At 36.9% G+C, this 21,846-nt stretch carries 17 protein-coding genes; 6 read left to right on the top strand and 11 right to left on the bottom strand.

The annotated features are described in order from the left end of the window. Positions 1-9: 9 nt before the first annotated feature. Positions 10-1,500 carry a hypothetical protein gene (locus HHL23_RS01650; RefSeq protein WP_228464543.1) on the bottom strand — a complete coding sequence of 497 codons (1,491 nt, stop codon included), beginning with the start codon at positions 1,498-1,500 and terminating at the stop codon, positions 10-12. Between the two features lie 89 nt (positions 1,501-1,589). Beyond that, positions 1,590-5,075 carry a glycosyltransferase family 117 protein gene (locus HHL23_RS01645; RefSeq protein WP_169233096.1) on the bottom strand — a complete coding sequence of 1,162 codons (3,486 nt, stop codon included), beginning with the start codon at positions 5,073-5,075 and terminating at the stop codon, positions 1,590-1,592. A gap of 222 nt (positions 5,076-5,297) precedes the next feature. Between HHL23_RS01645 and HHL23_RS01640 the strand changes: the two genes are divergently transcribed. The 4 genes from HHL23_RS01640 (at position 5,298) to HHL23_RS01625 (ending at position 11,121) form a co-directional block, all read left to right on the top strand. Further along, positions 5,298-6,335 (top strand): PLP-dependent cysteine synthase family protein, encoded by a 1,038-nt coding sequence (locus tag HHL23_RS01640; protein WP_169233095.1) that lies wholly within the window; start codon positions 5,298-5,300, stop codon positions 6,333-6,335. Between the two features lie 77 nt (positions 6,336-6,412). Continuing rightward, the gene (locus tag HHL23_RS01635) at positions 6,413-7,675 is read left to right on the top strand and encodes an aminotransferase class I/II-fold pyridoxal phosphate-dependent enzyme (RefSeq protein ID WP_169233094.1); all 1,263 of its coding nucleotides are present in this window, start codon (positions 6,413-6,415) and stop codon (positions 7,673-7,675) included. A 73-nt stretch (positions 7,676-7,748) separates the two neighbouring features. Next, positions 7,749-8,654: a DMT family transporter gene (locus tag HHL23_RS01630; RefSeq protein WP_169233093.1), complete on the top strand. Its 906-nt coding sequence runs from the start codon at positions 7,749-7,751 to the stop codon at positions 8,652-8,654. A gap of 274 nt (positions 8,655-8,928) precedes the next feature. Next, positions 8,929-11,121 carry a B12-binding domain-containing radical SAM protein gene (locus tag HHL23_RS01625; RefSeq protein ID WP_169233092.1) on the top strand — a complete coding sequence of 731 codons (2,193 nt, stop codon included), beginning with the start codon at positions 8,929-8,931 and terminating at the stop codon, positions 11,119-11,121. Positions 11,122-11,197: 76 nt separating this feature from the next. Here the strand turns inward: HHL23_RS01625 and HHL23_RS01620 are convergent, their stop codons facing one another. From HHL23_RS01620 to atpD, 3 genes are all read right to left on the bottom strand, one after another. Beyond that, positions 11,198-12,019, bottom strand: coding sequence for a hypothetical protein (locus HHL23_RS01620; RefSeq protein WP_169233091.1), 822 nt, complete (start codon positions 12,017-12,019; stop codon positions 11,198-11,200). 80 nt (positions 12,020-12,099) lie between these two features. Continuing rightward, positions 12,100-12,381, bottom strand: a complete 282-nt coding sequence (locus HHL23_RS01615; protein ID WP_169233090.1) for a FoF1 ATP synthase subunit delta/epsilon — start codon at positions 12,379-12,381, stop codon at positions 12,100-12,102. Positions 12,382-12,477: 96 nt separating this feature from the next. Next, positions 12,478-13,986 (bottom strand): F0F1 ATP synthase subunit beta, encoded by a 1,509-nt coding sequence (atpD, locus tag HHL23_RS01610; protein ID WP_169233089.1) that lies wholly within the window; start codon positions 13,984-13,986, stop codon positions 12,478-12,480. Positions 13,987-14,200: 214 nt separating this feature from the next. Here atpD and HHL23_RS01605 point away from each other — a divergent pair, with 214 nt between their 5' ends. Further along, positions 14,201-15,121, top strand: coding sequence for a bifunctional riboflavin kinase/FAD synthetase (locus HHL23_RS01605; protein WP_169233088.1), 921 nt, complete (start codon positions 14,201-14,203; stop codon positions 15,119-15,121). Here the strand turns inward: HHL23_RS01605 and HHL23_RS01600 are convergent. Continuing rightward, complete coding sequence (locus HHL23_RS01600; RefSeq protein WP_169233087.1) at positions 15,118-15,471, bottom strand: MmcQ/YjbR family DNA-binding protein; 354 nt, start codon at positions 15,469-15,471, stop codon at positions 15,118-15,120. The genes HHL23_RS01605 and HHL23_RS01600 overlap by 4 nt on opposite strands. Before the next feature lie 99 nt (positions 15,472-15,570). On the opposite strand from HHL23_RS01600, the gene HHL23_RS01595 reads away from it, so the two are divergent. Continuing rightward, positions 15,571-16,227 (top strand): NAD(P)H-binding protein, encoded by a 657-nt coding sequence (locus HHL23_RS01595; protein ID WP_169233086.1) that lies wholly within the window; start codon positions 15,571-15,573, stop codon positions 16,225-16,227. Positions 16,228-16,348: 121 nt separating this feature from the next. Here HHL23_RS01595 and HHL23_RS01590 read toward each other — a convergent pair whose 3' ends face one another. From HHL23_RS01590 to HHL23_RS01570, 5 genes are all read right to left on the bottom strand, one after another. Next, entirely contained in the window at positions 16,349-16,924 is a 576-nt protein-coding gene (locus HHL23_RS01590; RefSeq protein WP_169233085.1) for a glutathione peroxidase, read from the bottom strand. An 88-nt stretch (positions 16,925-17,012) separates the two neighbouring features. Continuing rightward, on the bottom strand, positions 17,013-17,675 hold the full coding sequence (locus tag HHL23_RS01585; RefSeq protein ID WP_169233084.1) for a histidine kinase: 663 nt from the start codon (positions 17,673-17,675) through the stop codon (positions 17,013-17,015). 96 nt (positions 17,676-17,771) lie between these two features. Beyond that, a complete protein-coding gene (kdsB, locus tag HHL23_RS01580; RefSeq protein WP_169233083.1) occupies positions 17,772-18,494 on the bottom strand; it encodes a 3-deoxy-manno-octulosonate cytidylyltransferase in 723 nt (240 codons plus the stop codon). A gap of 321 nt (positions 18,495-18,815) precedes the next feature. After that, complete coding sequence (locus HHL23_RS01575; protein WP_169233082.1) at positions 18,816-20,069, bottom strand: pyridoxal phosphate-dependent aminotransferase; 1,254 nt, start codon at positions 20,067-20,069, stop codon at positions 18,816-18,818. 48 nt (positions 20,070-20,117) lie between these two features. Continuing rightward, positions 20,118-21,833: a phospho-sugar mutase gene (locus HHL23_RS01570; RefSeq protein ID WP_169233081.1), complete on the bottom strand. Its 1,716-nt coding sequence runs from the start codon at positions 21,831-21,833 to the stop codon at positions 20,118-20,120. Between the last annotated feature and the right edge of the window lie 13 nt (positions 21,834-21,846).

The raw sequence follows: 21,846 nt of genomic DNA, 5'->3' as shown, positions 1-21,846 counted from the left end.
TCTATTTTTTCAATCAATCTTCACATATAAATTATAATCCGTCCCGGATGGTTTAAGATGGTAGATCTTTTCCAGGATACGGTTGTCACTGTTCAGATTATCTTTTACTCTGAATTCTTTCAGAAGTTGGTAATGGGTTTGGTAATACTCTGCGTCATCCCCTTCAAACAGGTTTTTGTAAGAAAGAAGGTATTTGGGTTGTCTTTTCTTTACAGTATTGATCCAATAATGGGCTTTATCTTTTTTCACTTCCGTCTGGATCTGCTTGTCTACCAATCCTACTTCATCGATTGTTTTTAACCCTGAAAAATAAGGAACATAACCTGCAGGTTCCAGCAGAATCCACTGATTTTTATCTTTTTCGTAGGTATTTAAAAACAAGCCTATTTTTCTGCGGTAATTCCATTCTCCGTTTCCTGTAGCAATGGAATGAATGGTTTGAAAAACAGTCATCGGGAAAATATAGAATACAACCAGAAAAGACAGCCATAGATTTCTTTTCTCCTTCTGCTCCAGCACAAAAATAAGAACCGGAACGAAAAGCAGAAGTTGGGGCACCCAGTAATACCAGTCGAATAAGCTTTTTTGAGAGATAAAAATAATCTGTTTTACCCATCCGAAAAGGAAAATCATCCATAAAAAATAATTCCTTCTTTCTCTCTGTCTTACCAGATAAATAAAACACAGCAATTCGAAGATCAGCACAATAACTGTTACCGGATTGAAATTTCCCGGAAGTTTCAGCATTCCCCAGAAATTCCCGAAGCTTACCCAGAAATAGTTAAGGTTCTGCTCAAAAGTGAAGTTATGCTCGTAAAGAAGTTTCTTGGCTACAATGGTATTATTCACCAGTTCTCCAAAATAAAGCCAGTTAAAGGAAAGCACAGATAAAATGCCCAGAAGACCTCCGAAAACATATTTCCATCTGATCTTTTTATTCCAAAAAACATCGACCAAAAATATAATTCCAAGGAAAATGACCGTATCAATCCTTGTGAACATGATCAGAACCGGCAGGAGAATCAATGCCCATTTTTTATTTTTATTGAACCCGTAGTACAGAAGTGCCATTTCGAGGAAGAAAAGTATCCCGTACTCCATTCCTAAAATAGAGATCTTCACTGCTGGCGGCAGAATTCCTATCAGAAATATAAAAATAGCTTTATGCCAGGAATTTTTAAGCGTCAGATTCGCTAGAAATAATGTTCCTATGGTAAAAAGGATGGAATTGAAAATCAATAGTGGCTCAATAAAATATTCTTTCCCAAAGACCAGATTGAATAGATAGGATACGAAAACATACAAATGGGTGGTAGACGCTGAGACTTTGGTTTCTCCATTGAAGCCTATCACTCCATAGTCCAGCAAATTCTGAGCTACCCTCCAAGTAATGAACGCATCTTCCTGAATATAATGGGTCAATAAAAAGAGAAGTTTAAAAACTACCGTAAAAATCACGGCATAAATCGGGAGCCTGTTATTTTTAGTTTCAGTCATCATGTATTTTTAATATCACAAATATAATCTTAAAATTCATGAATCCCAATAACAAAAAAAACGGAACCGAAGTTCCGTTTTTATGAGTGAGTTTATTGTGTTACTTTGATAATCGCTGTGGTAATCTGTTCTTCTTTTTCTTTTGAATAAGTAGAATCAAAAGGTTCCATCACATCAAATAAGTATTGGTAGAAAGGAGTGATCTTCTGCACATTTTCAGACTCTTTTGTGGCTTTTTCTTTACCCATGAGCTGAAGCTCTTTGATGAACGTATTGAACTTTTTGTCAATCGGCTCTATAGATTTCACCAGATATTCATAAGCTTTATCATCCTGTCCTAATTTCTTATAAGCATCGGTAACCGCAGAAACAACAAGAGAATATTCCATTGGTTTGGTTCTCATCTGTCTTCTTGCAAAGTTCTGATCTGCCGGAGCAAGACTTAAATAATAATCATACTCTTCAAAAATTCCTTTCTTAAGGATTTCTGCCAGCTGAAGACCTTTTTTCTCCTGTCCTGCGATGATATATCCTGTTACCATAGCACTTAATGAACGTGGATCATTGAATTTCTCAGCCGGAATTTCTTTTGAAGCAAGATCTAATAATTCCAAGGCTTTAGCTTTCTGTCCGTTTAATGCCAATGCTGAAGCTGCTCTGCTCGCTGACATTCTGTAGCTCATGATATTTGAGGTAGCCGTTTCGTCAAAGTGAGTATTTAAATGTTTAAAATTACCCCATCTGAAGTTTTTCACTACATTATATAAGGAGTTGGTGTCTACTCTTCCCATATCTCCGTCTGCATTTGGAGGGGTATGAATAGGAACCAATCTGTAGCTGAATCCGTCAAACTGAAGATATTCGTTCAGATAGAAAATGTTTTCGCTATCGTAGATTCCTCCTGATGAGAAGTTAATCGGACGTTTCCAATCGAAATTCGCCAGCATATCAAGCATGATCAGGTTATTTTTATAAAGCGTGTTTCCTTTATAAGTAATCATGATCTGGTTAACAACGTTTGGAAGATCTGCCTGGGTAATGATTCCTGCTTTTAAAGCATTTTCTTTATTCACCGGAAGAATGAATTTGTTCACCGGAAGAATGTTGTATTTCTCAAACTTTTCTTCTCCGAAGTACATTTTAAGAAGTTCATCTTTTTCAGGAGACTTGAACTTGATAAAATTAACAGCCTCTTTCAAGGTTAGTGAATCCTGTGTAAGATATTTTCTAAAGGCTCCGAATTGGGTATCCGGAACGCCCTGCTCTTTTAACATAGAGAACACGCCTTCCCAGTCTTCTTTCTTCATCATATAGATCTGATCGTTCACACCATCTCTGTAATCTTCATGCGTCAATTCACTAGGAATTCCTGCTGCATTGTAAGTTTTTCTCTTAATCTGATCTAAGTTCCACGGCGTTGAAGCAAGGGTGAAGTTAACCACTTTCACGTCATCTCTGAATCTTTCAGTTTCCTGAATCGCCCATACAGGATAAGTATCGTTATCTCCGTAAACGAATAAAATATCGTTCTTCGGAAGTGACTTTAATACTGAATATGCATAATCATATGCTGTATATCTGTTGCTTCTATCGTGTACATTGTAGTTCTGGAAGCCCATCATAAAAGGAACTCCTAATAAAACCACCCCTAAAGCGATATTCGCTCCATTCGATTTTACTTTAGACTGGAGGAACCATAAAATAGCTCCGGCTCCAAGTCCGATCCAGATCGCAAATGCATAGAAGGAACCTACCATTGCATAATCTCTCTCTCTTGGTTCAAAAGGTTTTACTCCGGTATAAAAAACGATTCCCACACTTGTTAAAACAAATAATGAAAGCAATGCGTAGAATCTTCCAAAGTCTCTGTTCAACTGGAAAAAGAAACCAATCAGCCCTAATATTAAGGGTAAAAAGAAGAATTTAACGGTACTTTCATTCTGGAATTTTGCAGGCATTTTCTCCTGGTTTCCAAGTAAAGCATTATCGATAAAAGAAATCCCGGAGATCCAGTTTCCTTTTGTGTTTTCCATGTTTCCTTCAAGGTCGTTCTGCCTTCCCACGAAGTTCCACATCAAATATCTTACGAAGTAATACCCATTTTGAAACGTAATGAAATAGTCCATATTCTGAGCCAGTGAAGGCTTCTGAACATTGATTAAATTATATGGTTTCACTTTCAGATAATCTGCCGCTGTGATGGATTTATCTTCATATTTCCCTCTCAACTCATCGAATATCTGTTTTGCCTGAGGGTTATCAGCTACCTCTTCATTCGCATAATTGAAGGTAAAATCCGGAGCTCCATACATTGAAATGTAATTAGCCATCACATCTTTATCTTCATTGAACATTCTCGGCATTAAGCTTATCTGAGACTTGCTGAACGTATAATTAAATCGGTCTCCGGTTTTTCTGTACGTTCCGGTTTTCTCATCTTTTTCGTAAATTTCACCCGTTTTTTTAGTTTTGAAACTTCCGTCTTCATTCTTTTCGATTCCGTTCGCATCAAGGAAAGCCGTATAATTTTGTCCGTAAATGGTAGGCCAGTCTCCATACTGCTCTCTGTTATAATAATCCAGCATACCGATCGCGGTATCAGGATCGTTAAGGTTCATTGGTGGATTAGCATTCGCTCTGATAGGAATTACCATCCAGCATGAGAAACCAATGATCATAAAAACAATAGATAACGCAGCGGTCTGGTAGATATTTTTCTTAGCCCTTCTGGCATATTTAATAATAAAGAAACATGCTACCGTCATTAAAATAAATGCGACTATCGTTCCGGAGTGGAAAGGTAGTCCAAGTCCGTTCACAAAGAATATTTCCAGTCTACCGAACATCGTCATGATCAACGGGAATATAATTTTGAAAACAATGATCAAAATTCCCAGTGTGATCGCATTAGCCCAGATAAAGTTTTTCCAGGTAAATTTGTAATTTCTGGCGTAATATACCAGACATACGGCTGGAACCGCCAACATCCCCATCATGTGTACTCCTACAGAAAGTCCTAATACAAAGAAAATAAGGATGATCCATCTTTCACTGTCTTTCGCCAGGTATTCGTTTTCCCATTTGGTAATCAGCCATACCAGTAGCGCGATAAACATGGAGGCCATAGAATATACTTCCCCTTCTACTGCAGAAAACCAAAAGGTATCTGAAAAGGTGAAACACAATGCGCCTACCGCTCCTGCAAAAAGAATGGAGATTTCCTGGTGCTTCGTTACTTCATCAAAATCCTTGTTTAAAAGTCTTCTTACAAAATGCGTAATCGTCCAGAATAAGAATAAAATCGTAAGCGCACTGAACAAAGCAGACAACGCATTGATTACGATCGAATAATTTTCTCCTTTTCCTAAAGCAAAAATGGCTGCCACGGCACCCACGATTTGGAATAAAGCCGCTCCGGGAGCGTGCGTTACTTCAAGTTTTACAGCTGAGGAAATGTACTCACCGCAGTCCCAGAAACTGAAATTGGGTTCTATGGTCGACAAGTACGTGAAAAATGCAATGACAAAAATCACCCATCCTAAAACGGTGTTCCATTGCTTAAAAGTCCAATTTTTCATAGTATTAAATCAATTACGCGAAAATAAGGCTTTTATAGCATTCTATGGTGTTTTTAACAAAATTTAAAAAATTTGGCGTAGTATTTGTGATGGTACTTGGCGGAAGATTGCAAATCAGAAAATAAATTTTGCTGAATCGCTGGCTTGAAATCAAACAAAAGTTTAGTAATTATTTATTTTTTTGTATTTTTGCGGTCAGATTTTTATTGAAAATAACAAATAATGAGTAATGTTTACGATAATATTCTTGGCCTAATAGGACATACTCCTATGGTGAAGCTTAATACTGTTACAAAAGATATTCCTGCAACCGTTTATGCCAAGTTAGAATCATATAATCCTGGACATTCCACAAAAGATAGAATAGCACTTCATATTATAGAAAACGCTGAACAAAAAGGTTTATTAAAGGAAGATTCTGTAGTTGTAGAGACTACCTCCGGAAATACCGGTTTTTCTATTGCAATGGTATGTATTATTAAAGGATATAAATGTATTCTGGCGGTAAGCGATAAAACCAAGCCTGAGAAAATTGCTTATTTAAAAGCATTAGGGGCTGTGGTATACATTTGCCCCGCTAATGTTGCAGCAGACGATCCGAGATCATATTATGAAGTAGCTAAAAGAATAGCTTCAGAGACACCCAATTCAGTTTACATCAATCAATATTTTAATGAATTGAATATTGATGCACACTACAAGACTACCGGTCCTGAAATTTGGGAGCAGACAGAAGGTAAGGTAACGCACCTTTTTGCCTGTACTGGAACGGGTGGAACATTGTCCGGTTCGGGAAAATTTTTAAAAGAAAAAAATCCCGATATCAAAATCATCGGTGTGGATGCCGACGGTTCTATCCTGAAGAGCTTCCACGAAACCGGAGAGATCCATAAAGAAGATGTTCATCCTTATCAGATTGAGGGAATGGGGAAAAATTTGATCCCTGCAGCCCTTCTTTTTGACAAGGTAGACGAGTTTGTGCGGGTAAATGATGAGATGTCTGCCTACAGAACCCGCGAAATAGCCCTTAAGGAAGCTATCATGGGTGGATATACTACAGGAGCCGTAACCCAGGCGCTGATTCAGTATGCCCAGTCTCATGAACTTACAAAGGATGATATCATTGTCCTGATATTCCCTGACCACGGATCGAGATATATCACTAAGGTATACAGCGATAAATGGATGGCTGAACAAGGTTTTGTGAACAACTGCGTACATAATTACGATGAAGTTTTCAAAACGGAATTCATCAAATAAAAATAAATAAACCACGATACCCATAAAGTCTTTTGTGTTTTACAGGAAAGGCTTTTCACTTAAAATTACTATACAAAATGTTAGATATTTTCGAACGTATTAAACAAAATCCAGGTCCACTGGGACAATTTGCTGATTATGCTGAAGGGTATTTTGTTTTCCCGAAACTGGAAGGTCCAATTGGTCCAAGAATGAAATTTCAAGGTAAAGATGTAATTTTCTGGAGTGCAAACGATTATTTAGGACTTTGTAATCACCCGGAAGTTTTAGAAGCTGATGCAAAGGCGGCGGCAGAATTCGGAATGTTTTATCCGATGGGCGCAAGAGCTATGTCAGGGGAAACTCAGCAGCATCAGCAGTTGGAAAAAGAATTGGCAGAGTTTACTCAAAAAGAAGCTGCTTATTTACTGAATTTCGGCTATCAGGGAATGGTTTCAGCCATTGATGCATTGGTAACAAGACATGATGTGATTGTATATGACGCTGATTCTCACGCTTGTATCGTAGACGGAGTTCGTCTTCATATGGGAAAAAGTTTTACATTCAAACATAATGATATTGCAAGTTTAGAAAAAAACTTAGCCAGAGCAACCAAGGTAGCAGAAGAAAACGGAGGTGGAATCTTAGTGATCACTGAAGGGGTTTTCGGAATGAGAGGAATGCAGGGGAAACTGAAAGAAATCTGTGATCTGAAATCAAAATTCAATTTTAGACTTTTGGTAGACGATGCCCATGGTTTCGGAACTTTGGGTACAACCGGAGCCGGAGCAGGTGAAGAGCAAGGCTGTCAGGATCAGATTGATGTATACTTCTCTACTTTTGCCAAATCTATGGCAGGTTTCGGAGCTTTTCTTTCTGGAGATGAAACCATCATCCGATTTTTAAAATACAATCTTCGTTCTCAGATTTTTGCTAAATCTTTAACAATGCCAATGGTAATCGGAGGTTTAAAAAGACTTGAGCTTTTGAGAACACGACCAGAAATTAAAGCTAAATTGTGGGAAAATGTAAAAAAACTTCAAGATGGTCTGAAAGAAAGAGGGTATAATCTTGGAAATACCAATACTTGTGTTACACCAGTTTTCATAGAAGGAACTACGATTGAAGCTACTCTTTTAGCTAAAGATCTTAGAGAAAATTATGGAGTTTTCACATCCGTAGTAGTATATCCTGTAATTCCTAAAGGAATGATCTTATTAAGATTAATTCCTACGGCTTCTCACACAGATTCAGAAATTAATGAAACACTGGCTGCTTTTGACGGCATCCGTGAGAAATTAACTTCAGGGCATTACAAAGAAATGGAAAAACAAATGAATATCGAATACAAGCAAATGTAATACGATATCACCATACCATATAATAGAAAAACCACTGATTTACTTTCAGTGGTTTTTTATAAAATAAATACGAATGAAAGTAAAGGGTTATGCATTAGGCGTTTTGTCGTCAGTTTCATTTGGACTGATCCCCATCTTTATCCTGCCATTGAAGCAGGCTCATTTTTCAATGGACATTACTTTGTTCTATAGATTTTTATTTTCGGCCTTAATGGTAGGAGGATATCTTTTGTATTCTAAAGAAAGTTTCAGAATCAACAAGAAAGAAGCGTTGATCCTTTCTGTTTTGGGAGTCTGCTATGCTCTTTCTTCAGAATTTTTATTCATAGGATATGATTTTCTTACCCCGGGCATTGCTTCTACCGTATTGTTCATCTATCCGATGATTGTAGCTTTGATTATGTTTTTCTTTTATAAAGAGAAACTTACAAAACGGGCTATAGCTTCACTGTTGCTGGCTTTTGCAGGAGTCATTGTTTTATGCTTAAAGGAAAACGGTTTGGAGATCAATTTTGCGGGTCTTGGGATTGTCATGCTGAGTTCATTATTTTATGCACTCTATATGGTCCTCGTGAATAAATCGAATATGAAAGTGTCAGGGTTCAAGCTTTCGTTCTACTCTATGCTTTTTACTTCAGCATTTTTTATGATTAAAGCTTTTACAGAGGATGAGTCCTTTGAGATTCCTTCCGTATCAATCTTTTTAAATTTTATTGTTTTTGCTTTTCTTACCACCGTTATTTCCAGCCTGTGTTTAGTGTATGCGATAAAATATATCGGATCTATCCCCACTGCTATTTTAGGAGCACTGGAACCTGTTGTTGCAGTGATGGTAAGTGTTCTTATGTTTCATGAAAAGTTCACTACGAATTTACTCATCGGAATTATACTGATTCTTTTAGGGGTTATTCTTAATGTCCTTTCTAGCAACAGACAATCAAGAAGGCTTAATAAACATAAAGACTTAAAAAATGCCTGACGTTGGGTTAGGCATTTTTTTATTTCATACTAAAATACTACACGTACTACTATGAATATTTTCATTCCTACTTTATTCATATAATGAAAAAACAAGATCCACAACCAATCAACATATATATTATCAATAATCGTGCTTGCAGCATACCCTACAAATTACCTATCTTTGTGGCCGCAATCTGTGAGGAGGTTTTGAGGATAACATAATCAATAAAATACTGTTATACAATTCCTTACCTTCCGGTTGAATGTAAATAAATTAGAAAAATTTCCTGTTGAAAGATCTGCTTCTTATCACTCCGCCTTTTACTCAGCTCAATACTCCTTATCCGGCAACAGCTTATATAAAAGGCTTTCTGAATACCAAAAATATTTCCAGCTATCAGATCGATCTGGGACTGGATGTTATTTTGGCGTTATTCTCCAAAAACGGACTCCGGAAAATTTTTGAAACAGAAGTTAATCTTCAGGAAATATCAGAGAATTCGCAGAGAATTTATGCGCTTCGCGAAGAGTATTTAAAAACGATAGATCAGGTCATTCCTTTTCTACAGGGAAAAACTCCAACGCTGGCAAGACAGATCTGCAGTATGAATTTCCTTCCCGAAGCTTCCCGTTTCAACCAACTGGATGACATGGATTTTGCCTTTGGAAATATGGGACTTCAGGACAAAGCCAAGCACCTGGCTACTCTGTATTTGGAGGATATTTCGGATTATATCATTGAAAATATTGATTCAGATTTTGGATTCAGCAGGTATGCGGAACGACTTGGAAAAAGTGCCAATTCTTTTGACGAATTGTACTCTAAACTAGCTGATGAACAGACATTTATTGATCATTTCACTCTGGAAATCCTTCAAGAAACATTAGAATTGGTTCAGCCAAAGCTGATTTGCTTTTCTATACCATTTCCCGGAAATTTGTATGCTGGTTTCAGGTGTGCCAAGTTCATCAAAGAACATTATCCCCACATCAAAATTGCGATGGGCGGAGGTTTTCCCAATACCGAATTAAGAGAGGTAAAAGATCAGAGAGTTTTTGAATTTTTTGATTTTATTACCCTTGATGACGGTGAAATTCCTCTTGAACTTCTCTGCAACAGTGTATTGAATACTTCAGAAGATGAAGCTGAGTTCAAAAGAACATTTTTAATTGAAAACCAAGAGGTTACTTATAAAAATAATTCTAAAAGACACGATTATAAGCAGGCAGATATCGGTACCCCGGATTATACGGATTTAAAATTAGATCAATATATTTCAGTGATCGAAATTGCCAATCCCATGCACAGTTTATGGAGCGACGGAAGATGGAATAAGCTGACGATGGCCCACGGCTGCTATTGGGGGAAATGTACTTTTTGTGATATTTCTCTGGATTACATCAAAATCTACGAACCTATTTCTGCAAAAATATTAGTCGACCGAATGGAGGAACTGATCAGAACGACTGGTGAAACGGGATTCCATTTCGTAGATGAGGCAGCGCCACCGGCATTGATGCGGGAAGTGGCTCTGGAAATTCTTAGGAGAAATCTGGTCGTGACCTGGTGGACCAATATCCGGTTTGAGAAAAGTTTCACCAGAGATTTATGCTACCTGTTAAAACTTTCAGGATGTGTTGCTATTTCGGGTGGGCTTGAAGTAGCCAGTGACCGGTTGTTACAATTAATTGATAAAGGCGTTTCGGTAGAACAGGTTGCCAAAGTAACAAGGAATTTTACTGAGGCTGGTATTATGGTTCATGCCTACCTGATGTACGGCTACCCAACCCAGACTGTTCAGGAAACTGTAGACTCTTTGGAAATGATAAGGCAGATGTTTGAAATGGGAATTCTTCAAAGTGGGTTCTGGCATCAGTTTGCCATGACTGCCCATTCACCTGTTGGAATAAATCCCGAGAAATTTGGAGTGACTCCTGTGAAGGAAGAAATTCTATTCGCCAACAACGATATCGATTTTAAAGATAAAACCGGAATCGATCATGGTAAATTCAGTTTCGGATTAAAAAAATCTCTTTTCAATTATATGCACGGAATCAATTTTGAATTTCCACTTCAGGAATGGTTTGATTTCAAAATTCCAAGAACAACCGTTCATCCTGATTATATTCACGACTGTCTTCTGGATGATGCCCCGTTTAGTTTTAAAGGGAACTCAAAAGTCATTTTTTTAACCCAAAATGTAATCGCTGAGAATCGCGTAAAAAATAAAAAGAAATACTCTGGTTCATATACACTTCTTACATTCCACTTAAAAACCAATATCATCAAGATAGATCTGGAGCAGGATAAAGCGGAATGGCTGATGAATGTGCTGAAAGAAAATTCTATAGAAAATCCAAAAAAAGTTACAGCTCAGCAACTTAAGAATCAATTTGAGGAAAAATTTGAAGATTTTGAGTTATTTTGGTTTTCAAAACCAATGCAACAGTTGAAGGAAAATGGTATTATTTTAAGTCTGTAGTTTCTTGAACAAATTCATAAAAAATTCCCGAAATAAACCTTTGGGAATTTTTTTATCTTTTAAATCAATGTAATCTTTATTTTTCAGCATTGCCTTTTACAACATCACCGACAATTACTTTTTCCTGAACTTTAATAAAATTCGGATCCATAATGGCCATTCTTTCTGCAATAGCTTTATAGGTTGGAAATTTTAATAATGCAGCTCTGCCAGACATTTCCCTGTAGATCGTAAATATCTTACCGTTGGCTGTTTTAATTTGTTTTGTAGTGGTAATATATTTTCCAATGTACTTACTTTTAGCATCATATACTTCTATATCGATGAACGTTTTATCAGTAATCGTGTCTTCTGAACCAAAACTCACAGGAAGATTAGTAAAATACCCCACCGGAACACCATTGCTGATGATCTCTCCTACTTTATTGACCTCAATATTCAGCTTATCAATTTTATTTCTTATGGTATAGGCGTCTTTTGTTTTGCTGTCTAACTTTCTTTTCGGGGCATTTTGGAAAATTTCATCCAGATTTTTGATATTGATTCCTTTATTATCAATGACTTTTAAACCCTTTATCGATGTATAAACCGCTGATTTTTCTTCACCAGAAAATGCTGATGGGGAAATATAGTCCATCTCTATGGTTTTGTCTCTGTTGTAAACCCTGTTCAGTTTAATGTAACTGTCTCGTACGGAATCCACTATACTTTTATCTATAAATTCCATGGTATACATCGGTGTCTCCCCTAGATCCATGAATGTATAGATGTTGGATTTGTTTGAGACTTTGGCGACGTGTACTCCGTCAAGACTTACAATACCTCTTTTGGTTTTGAAATTCTGGGCATTACACAAGATTCCCAGAACGGTAAAGAATATGATTGTACTTTTCTTCATAAAATCAGACTTTTACACAACATAAAAAAAGTGTAACCAAAGTTACACTTTCTTGAAAATATATTTAGCTTTTCATTTAATTATTCACAAAGGATGATTCCTTTATCATGATTAAATTCTACAACACCGCTTTTGATAGGATAAGAAAAAACAGAGTCTTTCTCAGATTCTTTAGTGAAGTTTTTAGCATAAGCTTCTCCAATTGAACTTGTAAAAAGCTTTACTTTACCTCCCATTAAAGAAGAAACGATTCCTGCGTGGTTTTTCATGATGTGGAATTCACCATCTTTTCCAGGCAATAATACAGAGTCTACCTCTCCTTCAAAAACTACGTATTCTGGTGTTAAAATTTTTATATTCATTTTAATTTAGATTAGAAGATTAAAAGATTGAAGATTAAAAGATTTTTGACAAATAATGTCTCTCATCTCAGGTCTAAAAATCTTATGTCTAATTTATTACGCGTTTTCAGCTAACATTTTTTGTCCTGCTTCAATAGCTTCTTCGATAGTTCCTTTCAAGTTGAAAGCAGCTTCTGGTAAGTGATCTAATTCACCATCCATAATCATTGTAAATCCTTTGATGGTATCTTTGATATCTACCAATGATCCCGGAATACCTGTAAACTGTTCCGCTACGTGGAAAGGTTGAGATAAGAATCTCTGAACTTTTCTAGCACGGTAAACTACTGATTTATCTTCTTCAGAAAGTTCTTCCATACCAAGAATCGCGATGATATCCTGAAGAGCTTTGTATCTCTGAAGAATTTCTTTTACTCTCTGAGCACAGTTATAATGTTCTTCCCCGATAATCTCCGGAGCAAGGATTCTTGACGTTGAAGCCAATGGATCTACTGCCGGGTAAATACCTAATGAAGCAATTTTTCTATCTAGTACTGTAGTAGCATCCAAGTGAGCAAACGTCGTTGCAGGAGCCGGGTCAGTTAAGTCATCCGCAGGTACGTAAACCGCCTGTACTGAAGTAATTGAACCATTTTTAGTTGAAGTAATTCTTTCCTGCATCGCTCCCATCTCAGAAGCAAGAGTTGGTTGGTAACCTACCGCAGAAGGCATACGACCAAGAAGTGCAGATACCTCAGAACCAGCTTGTGTAAAACGGAAGATGTTGTCTACGAAGAAAAGTACGTCTCTACCTTGTCCGCTTTCACCACCATCTCTGTAGTACTCAGCTAATGTAAGACCAGAAAGTGCTACTCTAGCTCTTGCTCCTGGCGGCTCGTTCATCTGTCCGAAAACGAATGCAGCTTTAGATTCTTTCATAACTTCTAAGTCTACTTTAGAAAGATCCCAACCTCCGTTTTCCATAGAGTGCATGAAATCATCACCATATTTGATAATTCCTGATTCAAGCATCTCTCTCAAAAGGTCATTTCCTTCTCTCGTTCTTTCACCTACTCCGGCAAAAACTGAAAGCCCTCCGTGTCCTTTTGCAATATTGTTAATCAACTCCTGGATCAATACTGTTTTACCTACACCAGCACCACCGAACAATCCAATCTTACCTCCTTTTGCATAAGGCTCGATAAGGTCGATTACTTTAATACCTGTGAATAAAACTTCTGCAGAAGTTGAAAGTTGATCAAATTTTGGAGCTGGTCTGTGAATTGGCAGACCACCTACTTTAGAAATATTTTGAAGTCCATCGATAGCATCCCCAACAACGTTGAATAGTCTTCCGTTTACAGCATCACCGATTGGCATTGTAATAGGATTTCCGTATCCAATTACTTCCTGCCCTCTCTGAAGCCCGTCTGTAGCATCCATTGCGATACATCTTACCGTATCTTCACCAATATGTTGCTCTACTTCTAAGACTACTTTTTCACCGTTTGTTTTGATAATTTCCAACGCATCATAAATACTTGGAATTACTTCCACGTCTGTAAATACTACGTCGATTACCGGACCAATAATTTGAGAAATTTTACCTTTAATTTGGTTTGCCATTGCTAAATTTTTTCTTGGTGCAAATATAATGATTCTTCATAAACCTACAATTGGTAAAAAAAAGATTTTTATCATACTTTTTTAAAAAATGTAGCAATATAACAATGTAGCAATTTACCAATAGTAATTCAGTAAAATAGGCAATTTTATTGTTATATTATCACATTGTTATATTGTTACATTATTTCTATATTTGCATTCAAATTTTTCCGTTTTGAAAGTTTTCAAGAATTTTAAAGATTATTCCTCTCAAAAGCCTTTAGCATTGTCTTTAGGAATGTTTGACGGAGTACATCTCGGGCACAAAAGTATCATCGATGAACTGATAAAAGTGGGTACAAAGAATAATCTGGAAACAGCTATACTTACTTTCTGGCCCCATCCAAGGTTTGTTTTTAATCCGAATGAAGATCTGAAGCTTCTCAACACGGTAGACGAAAAGAAAGACCTGATTGAAAGATATAACATTGACCATCTGTTTCTTAAAGAATTTGATGAAGAATTCAGAAATCTTACCGGAGAAGAATTTGTACGCCAAATCCTGATTGACAAACTGAATGTAAAATACCTTATTATAGGCTACGATCATTCGTTTGGAAAAAATAAAAGCGGAAATTTCGAACTCCTTCAAAAACTTTCCAAAGAACTTGATTTCGATGTAGAGCAAATGGAAGCTATTAATATTCACGAAAATAACATCAGCTCAACCAAAGTTCGTAACGCCCTTCTGACAGGGAATATTAAAGAAGCCAACGAAATGCTTGGGTACACCTACTCTGTCTCTGGAAAGGTAGTTCACGGAAAAAAAATAGGCCGAACAATCGGTTATCCAACCGCCAATATTGATACAGAATCTATTAAACTCCTCCCTAAAAAAGGTGCTTATATTGTAGAAACCGAAGTGAAAGGTCAACACTATAAGGGAATGCTGAGCATCGGTACCAATCCTACTGTGAACGGTGAAAAATTAACCGTTGAAGTCTATATCCTTGATTTTGATGGTGATATTTATGATGAAAAGATCACGGTAAGGTTCAGGGAGTTTCTTCATGACGAAATTAAGTTTGAAGGTCTTGAAAAACTGATTGAAAGATTGGATGAGGATAAAAGGCTGACCCAAGAGTTTCAATTCTAACTATTGACAATTTCCTCTTTCGCTTTTTTGGTTAATGAATTAAAAACCAATTCATAAGACTGATCGATCATTTTACAGATCAAATCCCTTTTCAACCCGTCCAACTGCACTGAATTCCAGTGGGTTTTGTTCATATGAAATGCACCCGTGATCTGCGGATGCTGTTCGCGAAGTTCTGCACTCCACTCAGGATCGGTCTTTACGTTGATCCCCAATGGCTGTCTCTCAAGCCCCATGAGTAAAAACATTTTGGTCCCTACTTTCATCACAAGGGTTTCATTATCAAAAGGAAAGGTTTCTGTAACTCCTTTTTTGGCAAGGCAATAGTCTAAAATGTCGTTGGCATCCATGAATTTTTATAAATGATAAGTGATTAATGATCATTGATATTAATTTCAAATGTAGTAAATTTAAGAAAGAAAATACAATCCATACAAATCACAACTATTATGAAAGCTTTAGTCATCGGCGCAACGGGCGCTACAGGAAAAGATCTGGTTAAGCAACTGCTTAATGATAAGGAGTTTGAGGAAGTGGATATCTTCGTAAGAAAGCCCGTGGATGTTCAGAATGATAAGCTGAAAATTCATGTGGTCGACTTTGAAAAACCTGAAGAATGGAAAGATAAAGTGAAAGGCGATGTTGTATTTTCATGTTTAGGAACCACATTGAAGGATGCCGGAAGCAAAGAAGCCCAAAGAAAAGTGGATTTCGGCTACCAGTATGAATTTGCCAAAGCCGCTAAGGAAAACGATGTAGACGATTATGTTCTGGTTTCTGCCTATGGAGCCAACCCAGCGTCTAAAATCTTCTATTCTAAAATGAAAGGAGAGCTGGAAGAAGCTGTAAAACAGCTGCATTTTACTAAAATTACTATTTTTAAACCCGGAATGCTCGAAAGAAAAGACTCTGGGAGAACCGGAGAAGTCCTGGGCAGCAGAATTATAAAATTCGCCAATAAACTTGGATTGCTGGAAAGTCAAAAACCTTTGCCTACAGATATTTTAGCCAAAGCAATGATCAATTCCTCCAAAATAAAAAGTAACGGTTATTCCAGTATTAAATTGGGGAATATTTTCTGTTTTGCGGAGAAAAGCAACAACTAAAAAGCAGGTAGCTTTGAATTATAAATGCTTCGACTCTGCTCAGCGTGACATTTCTAATACTAAATGTATTGTTGAAACCGTCGTGCTGAGCAGAGTCGAAGCGTTATTTTATGCTTTTATCTTACTTCAGATATTTGATAATAGCCTCGTCAGTAGGTTTTGTTGTACTTACGAAAGTATCTACCAGTTTTCCGTTTTCATCGATGAGGAACTTTGTAAAATTCCAAAGGATGGTTGTATTTTTTACTCCGTTTAAGTCTTTTTCGGTTAAGTATTTGAAAATAGGCGCTGTATCCTCTCCTTTTACCGATACTTTTGCGGCTAATGGAAATGTTACCCCGTAATTTTTCTGGCAAAAAGCCCCGATCTCAGTATTGGTTCCCGGCTCTTGTGCTCCAAAATTATTGGCAGGAAAACCTACAATGACCAATTTATCTTTATATTCTTCGTATACTTTCTCCAGATCTGCATACTGCGGTGTAAATCCACATTCAGACGCTGTATTGACAATAAGGATCTTTTTTCCTTTAAAATCAGCAAAGTTGATTTCGGTGCCATCAAGGCTTTCAACTTTGAAGTCATATATTGTTTTTCCCATAAGTTCTTTGGTTTTAGCTAGAGAAATTTCACTTTTTTGGTTGGTACAGCTCTGTAAAAATGCCACTACAGAAAGCAGCCATAAGAAAATATTTTTCATTCTTATCAATTTTATTTGGCAGTTTTGCCGAAGTTATTTATAGCTTAATATAACGTCAATCATTTCATTAAGCTTTTATTATATTGAATTAAAACTTAAAAATATTAGAAGGAAATACTTTATTGACATCAATTCTGTTCAGAATCATCGTATAATCTCCATCTTTTTTAGTGCTTGAGGACTCAATTCTGAACGGCATCACCAGATTTCCCGCTTTTTTATAATCCGAATAGACCAGCGTTTCATCTTTTTTAACTTCTTTTAAAAGCATATATGTTTTTACGTCAAAATAATAGATGTTCTTATTGACATTTTTAGTCAGTTCCACTTTGTGGCAGTAGATCTCTCCTATTTTTTCTTTTCCAAGATATTTTGCATCAAAACCTTTGTTCTCCCAGTCAATAAAATCATTATCAAAGCTTTCAGAAACGTATTCCTTGTATTCCTGAAGCTTATTGGTTGCATAATTCATCGCATAGCCTTTAGTTCCGTCAAAGCCTTCAATTGCAGTTTCTTTTCCGTTAATGCTGATGACAGTCTTAGTGAGGTTAGGACGCTGCTGGTAAATTTTTATAGGATATTCATCTTTGATCCCCAAGATCACTTTTCCCTGCAGTAAAACTGAATTCAGAAGCTTCCAATTCGTTAATCCTCCTGACAGTTCAATATTTTTATCTATAATTTCCTTTGCGGTTTGTGCAAAAGATAACTGCGAGAATATCAGTACGAATACTAAAAGTAATTTCTTCATTAATCTTATTTATAAATTCAAATATAGGGTGAATTGGGCGAAAAAGCAAAGAAAGCAGAGATCACAACCCGTCTTATTTGCTTATCTGTACCATTTTTAAATTAATTTTCTGGCTTTTTCCAGATCTTCAGGGGTATCGATTCCCACTCCGATGAAATTGGTTTCAATTAATTTGATCTTCATCCCATATTCCAGATAACGGATACATTCTATCTTTTCTGATATTTCCAATGGTTTCATTTCCAGTTTGGAGAATTGAAGTAACGCATGTTTTCTGAACGCATAGACTCCGATATGTTTAAAATAGCTTACGTCGTAAGAAACCTCCCTGTGGAAAGGAATGACAGAGCGGCTGAAATAAAGGGCAAATCCGTTGTTATCTGTAATCACTTTTACATTATTCGGGTTTTCAATTTCTTCTTTTTCTGTCAGTTTTATTTTTAATGAAGCCAGTGAAATTTCCTGATTTTCATCTTCCTGGAAAACGCCGATAAGTTGTTTTAAAGGTTCTAACTTAAGGAAAGGCTCATCACCCTGTACATTAATGACAATATCGCAGTCGATGTTCTGTACAGCTTCTGCGATTCGGTCACTCCCCGTTTCGTGCTGACCGGTCATGACGGCTTTCCCTCCGTTTTTCTCGATTTCGTTAAAAATAATTTCTGAATCCGTAGCAACAAATACTTCATCAAACAGTCCTGTTTCTACAACATTCTGATAAGTAGTCGTAATGACTGTTTTTTCGCCTAACATCTGCATCAGCTTGGCAGGAAAGCGGCTTGCTTCGTAACGTGCAGGAATAACAGCTATGATTTTCATTAATTACTTATTATTAAAAATTATGAATTATGTGTTAAATAATTCGCCAAAAAGATAATTCGTTTAGTTTCCAAGAAAGACTTTCTGGGAAATTTCATGAATACAACTCGATTTTATTTATACTTATGAAAAAAAAGCTTCGACTCCGTTCAGCGTGACACCGCTAATACTAACTATTGGCTATAATGATGTCATGCTGAGCGAAGTCGAAGCATCTATTTTTTCTTTTAATGTAACAATCTAATAGTGTAACAGTTTACCAATATTGTAAATACCGGAATTGTTACATTGATACATTGTTATACTGTTACATTAAAAAAACTATTTAAGATTATTTAAAGCATTTTCAAGCTTTGGAAGCATCACTTTGATCTCATCAACTGCTAAACCACCTACAGAAGCACGGAACCAAGGTTCAGATTTTGCTTCTCCGAAAGCAGAGAATGGAACCAATGCAACACCTGCATCATTAATCAGATAGAAAACCAAGTCAGAAGAATTTTCAATCACAGATCCATCCGGTTTTGTTTTTCCGATGTAGTCCAATCTGATGGTAAGATATAATGCTCCCATCGGTTCGATGCTTTCTACAGCTAGCCCTTTTCCTTTCAGATCCTGGATTCCCCCGTGAAGAACTTTTAAGCTTTCTTCTAGTTTTCCTTTGAAATCTTCTACGAAAACGTTTACATTTTCAGGGTTTTCATAGAACTTCGCAGTAGCTTCCTGTTCAGGTTTTGGTGCCCACGCTCCAACATGCGTAAGAAGTGCTTTCATTTTATCAAGAATGTGTGCCGGACCGAATCCCCAACCAACACGTACCCCTGTTGCTGCAAGGCATTTAGAGATCCCGTCGATATAGATGGTATATTCTTTCAATTCAGGGAAAAGAGAAACCGGATCTACGTGTTCTGCGCCAAAAGTAAGGTTAGAATAGATCTGATCATACATCAGGTACAATGGTTTTTCATCTTCCCCTCTATTTTTGTTTTCTTCAAGAACCAGTTCGCAGATATCAGAAAGCTGCTCTTTTGTAAACATTGTTCCGGTAGGATTCAATGGTGAACATAGTGCAAGTAAAACTGCGCCGTCTAAATGAGGTCTTAAATCGTCTGCTGTCGGAAGAAAGTTATTTTCAGGAGTTGTCTTTACTTCTACTGCGTCTGCGGAAGTAAGATAAGCATAGTGATTGTTGTTCCAAGACGGTGTAGGATACACTACTTTATCACCTTCGTCAACAATTGTTTTATAAACCGCGTAGATTAAGGGTCTTGATCCGGCAGTAATTAAAATATCGTTGGGAGAATAATCCAGGTTCCATCTGTTTTTCAGGTCTTTGGAAACCTCTTTTCTTAAAGATAAAAGTCCGTTGGCTGGCGGATAATTCGTCAGATTATTCTGATATGCTTTCTGAATCTCTTCCTTCAGCAATGCCGGAATAGGATATAGATTAGAATTCAGGTCACCAATAGTAAGATTGGCGATCTCCGCTCCTTTTGCTTTTAAATCATTAACTTCATTACCAATTTTTACGATTTCGGAACCAATCAGGTTCGCCGCTAATTTTGAAACTTTCACTTTATTTTTATTTAAATTTACTAATATTATCTTCCTATCTGTAAGAAATTAATCTAACTTCAAATCCTTTCTTACATCCTCTATTTTAGCTTCCAATGATTTCAATTTATCTTTAAAATCTGCTTCAGAAGTAATGGTATCTTTTACAGAGATATAAAATTTAATCTTCGGTTCGGTTCCTGAAGGTCTTACACAAACTTTGGTACCGTCCTGAGTGTAATAAATCAATACATTCGATTTCGGAATATCGTTCATTACTTTAGTTTCGTTCTTTGAAACAGTAAAACTGGTTTGTTCTTTAAAGTCTTTCACTTCTTCCACTAATGATCCTGCCAGTTGTTTTGGTGGATTTTCGCGGAAGTTCTTCATCATATTCTGAATTTCTTCAGCGCCTTCTTTTCCTTTTCTAACGATGTTGACCAGCCCTTCATAGTACATTCCCAGATCTTCATAGATCTCGATCATATACTGATACATGGTTCTTCCATTGGCTTTACACCACGCAGCAATTTCACATGCAACAAGGATACTTCCGCACGAATCTTTATCGCGGACAAAATCTCCGGTCATAAAACCGAAACTTTCTTCACCACCACAGATGAATTTTTCTTTTCCTTCTGCTTCACGGATCATTTTTCCGATCCATTTGAATCCTGTTAATCCAACTTTGCAGTCAACTCCGAATTTCTGTGCAATATCGAAGAAAATATCTGAAGTTACGATTGTGGAACCAATGAATTCTTTTCCAGTGATTCTACCTTGCTTTCTCCACTCATTTAAAATGTAGTAAGTAAGGATTGTATTGGTCTGATTCCCATTCAGAAGCTGCATTTCACCGTCAAGGTTTCTTACGGCAATTCCCAGTCTGTCACCATCCGGATCTGTTCCGATAACGATGTCTGCGTTGGTAATTCTAGCCAGATCCATTGCCATTTCCAAAGCAGCAGGCTCCTCCGGATTTGGAGATTCTACCGTGGTAAAATTACCGCTTGGGATCATCTGCTCTTTTACCAGATCCACTTTTTTGAATCCTGCTTTTTCTAAAGCTTTTGGAATCGTTGTATACGTTGTTCCGTGGATAGAGGTGAAAACAATATTTAAATTCTCTTTCCCTACATTCTGATAGGTAGAGTTTTCAAGACAGGCATCGATGTAAACGTCGTCCTGCTCTTCCCCGATCCATTCGATCAGATCATCGTTTCCGTTGAATTTGATTTCGTCAAATTTCACAGAGTATACTTCATTGATAATTGCTTCATCATGAGGCGGTACGATCTGGGCACCGTCATTCCAGTATACTTTATAACCGTTGTATTCAGGCGGATTGTGAGATGCTGTCAACACAATTCCTCCATTACATTTTTTGTCTCTTACCGTAAAGGATAATTCCGGAGTTGGTCTGTGGTCTTTGAAAAGAAGCACTTTAATCCCGTTGGCTGTTAAAACATCAGCAACAAGCTTCCCGAATTCTTTTGAATTATGGCGAACGTCATAAGCAATAGCCACTTTGATTTCCTCTCCTTTAAACTGCTGAAGCATATAATTGGCCAATCCCTGTGTAGCCTGGCCCAATGTATATTTATTCAAGCGGTTGGTTCCTACTCCCATGACACCTCTCATTCCTCCTGTTCCGAATTCAAGTTCTCTGTAAAAAGAATCTTCCAGATCCGGAGAATTGCTGTCGATCAATGCCTGTACAGCATCTCTTGTTTCTTTATCGAAGGTATAACTTAACCAAAGTTTTGCTTTTTCTAATGTTGTCATATGTGTATTTCGT

Origin of the sequence: Chryseobacterium antibioticum (assembly GCF_012927325.1) — a bacterium.
Taxonomy (GTDB): Bacteria; Bacteroidota; Bacteroidia; order Flavobacteriales; family Weeksellaceae; genus Chryseobacterium; species Chryseobacterium antibioticum.
The sequence above is the reverse complement of the archived record's forward strand: the minus strand, read 5'-3'. Positions and strand labels throughout refer to the sequence as shown.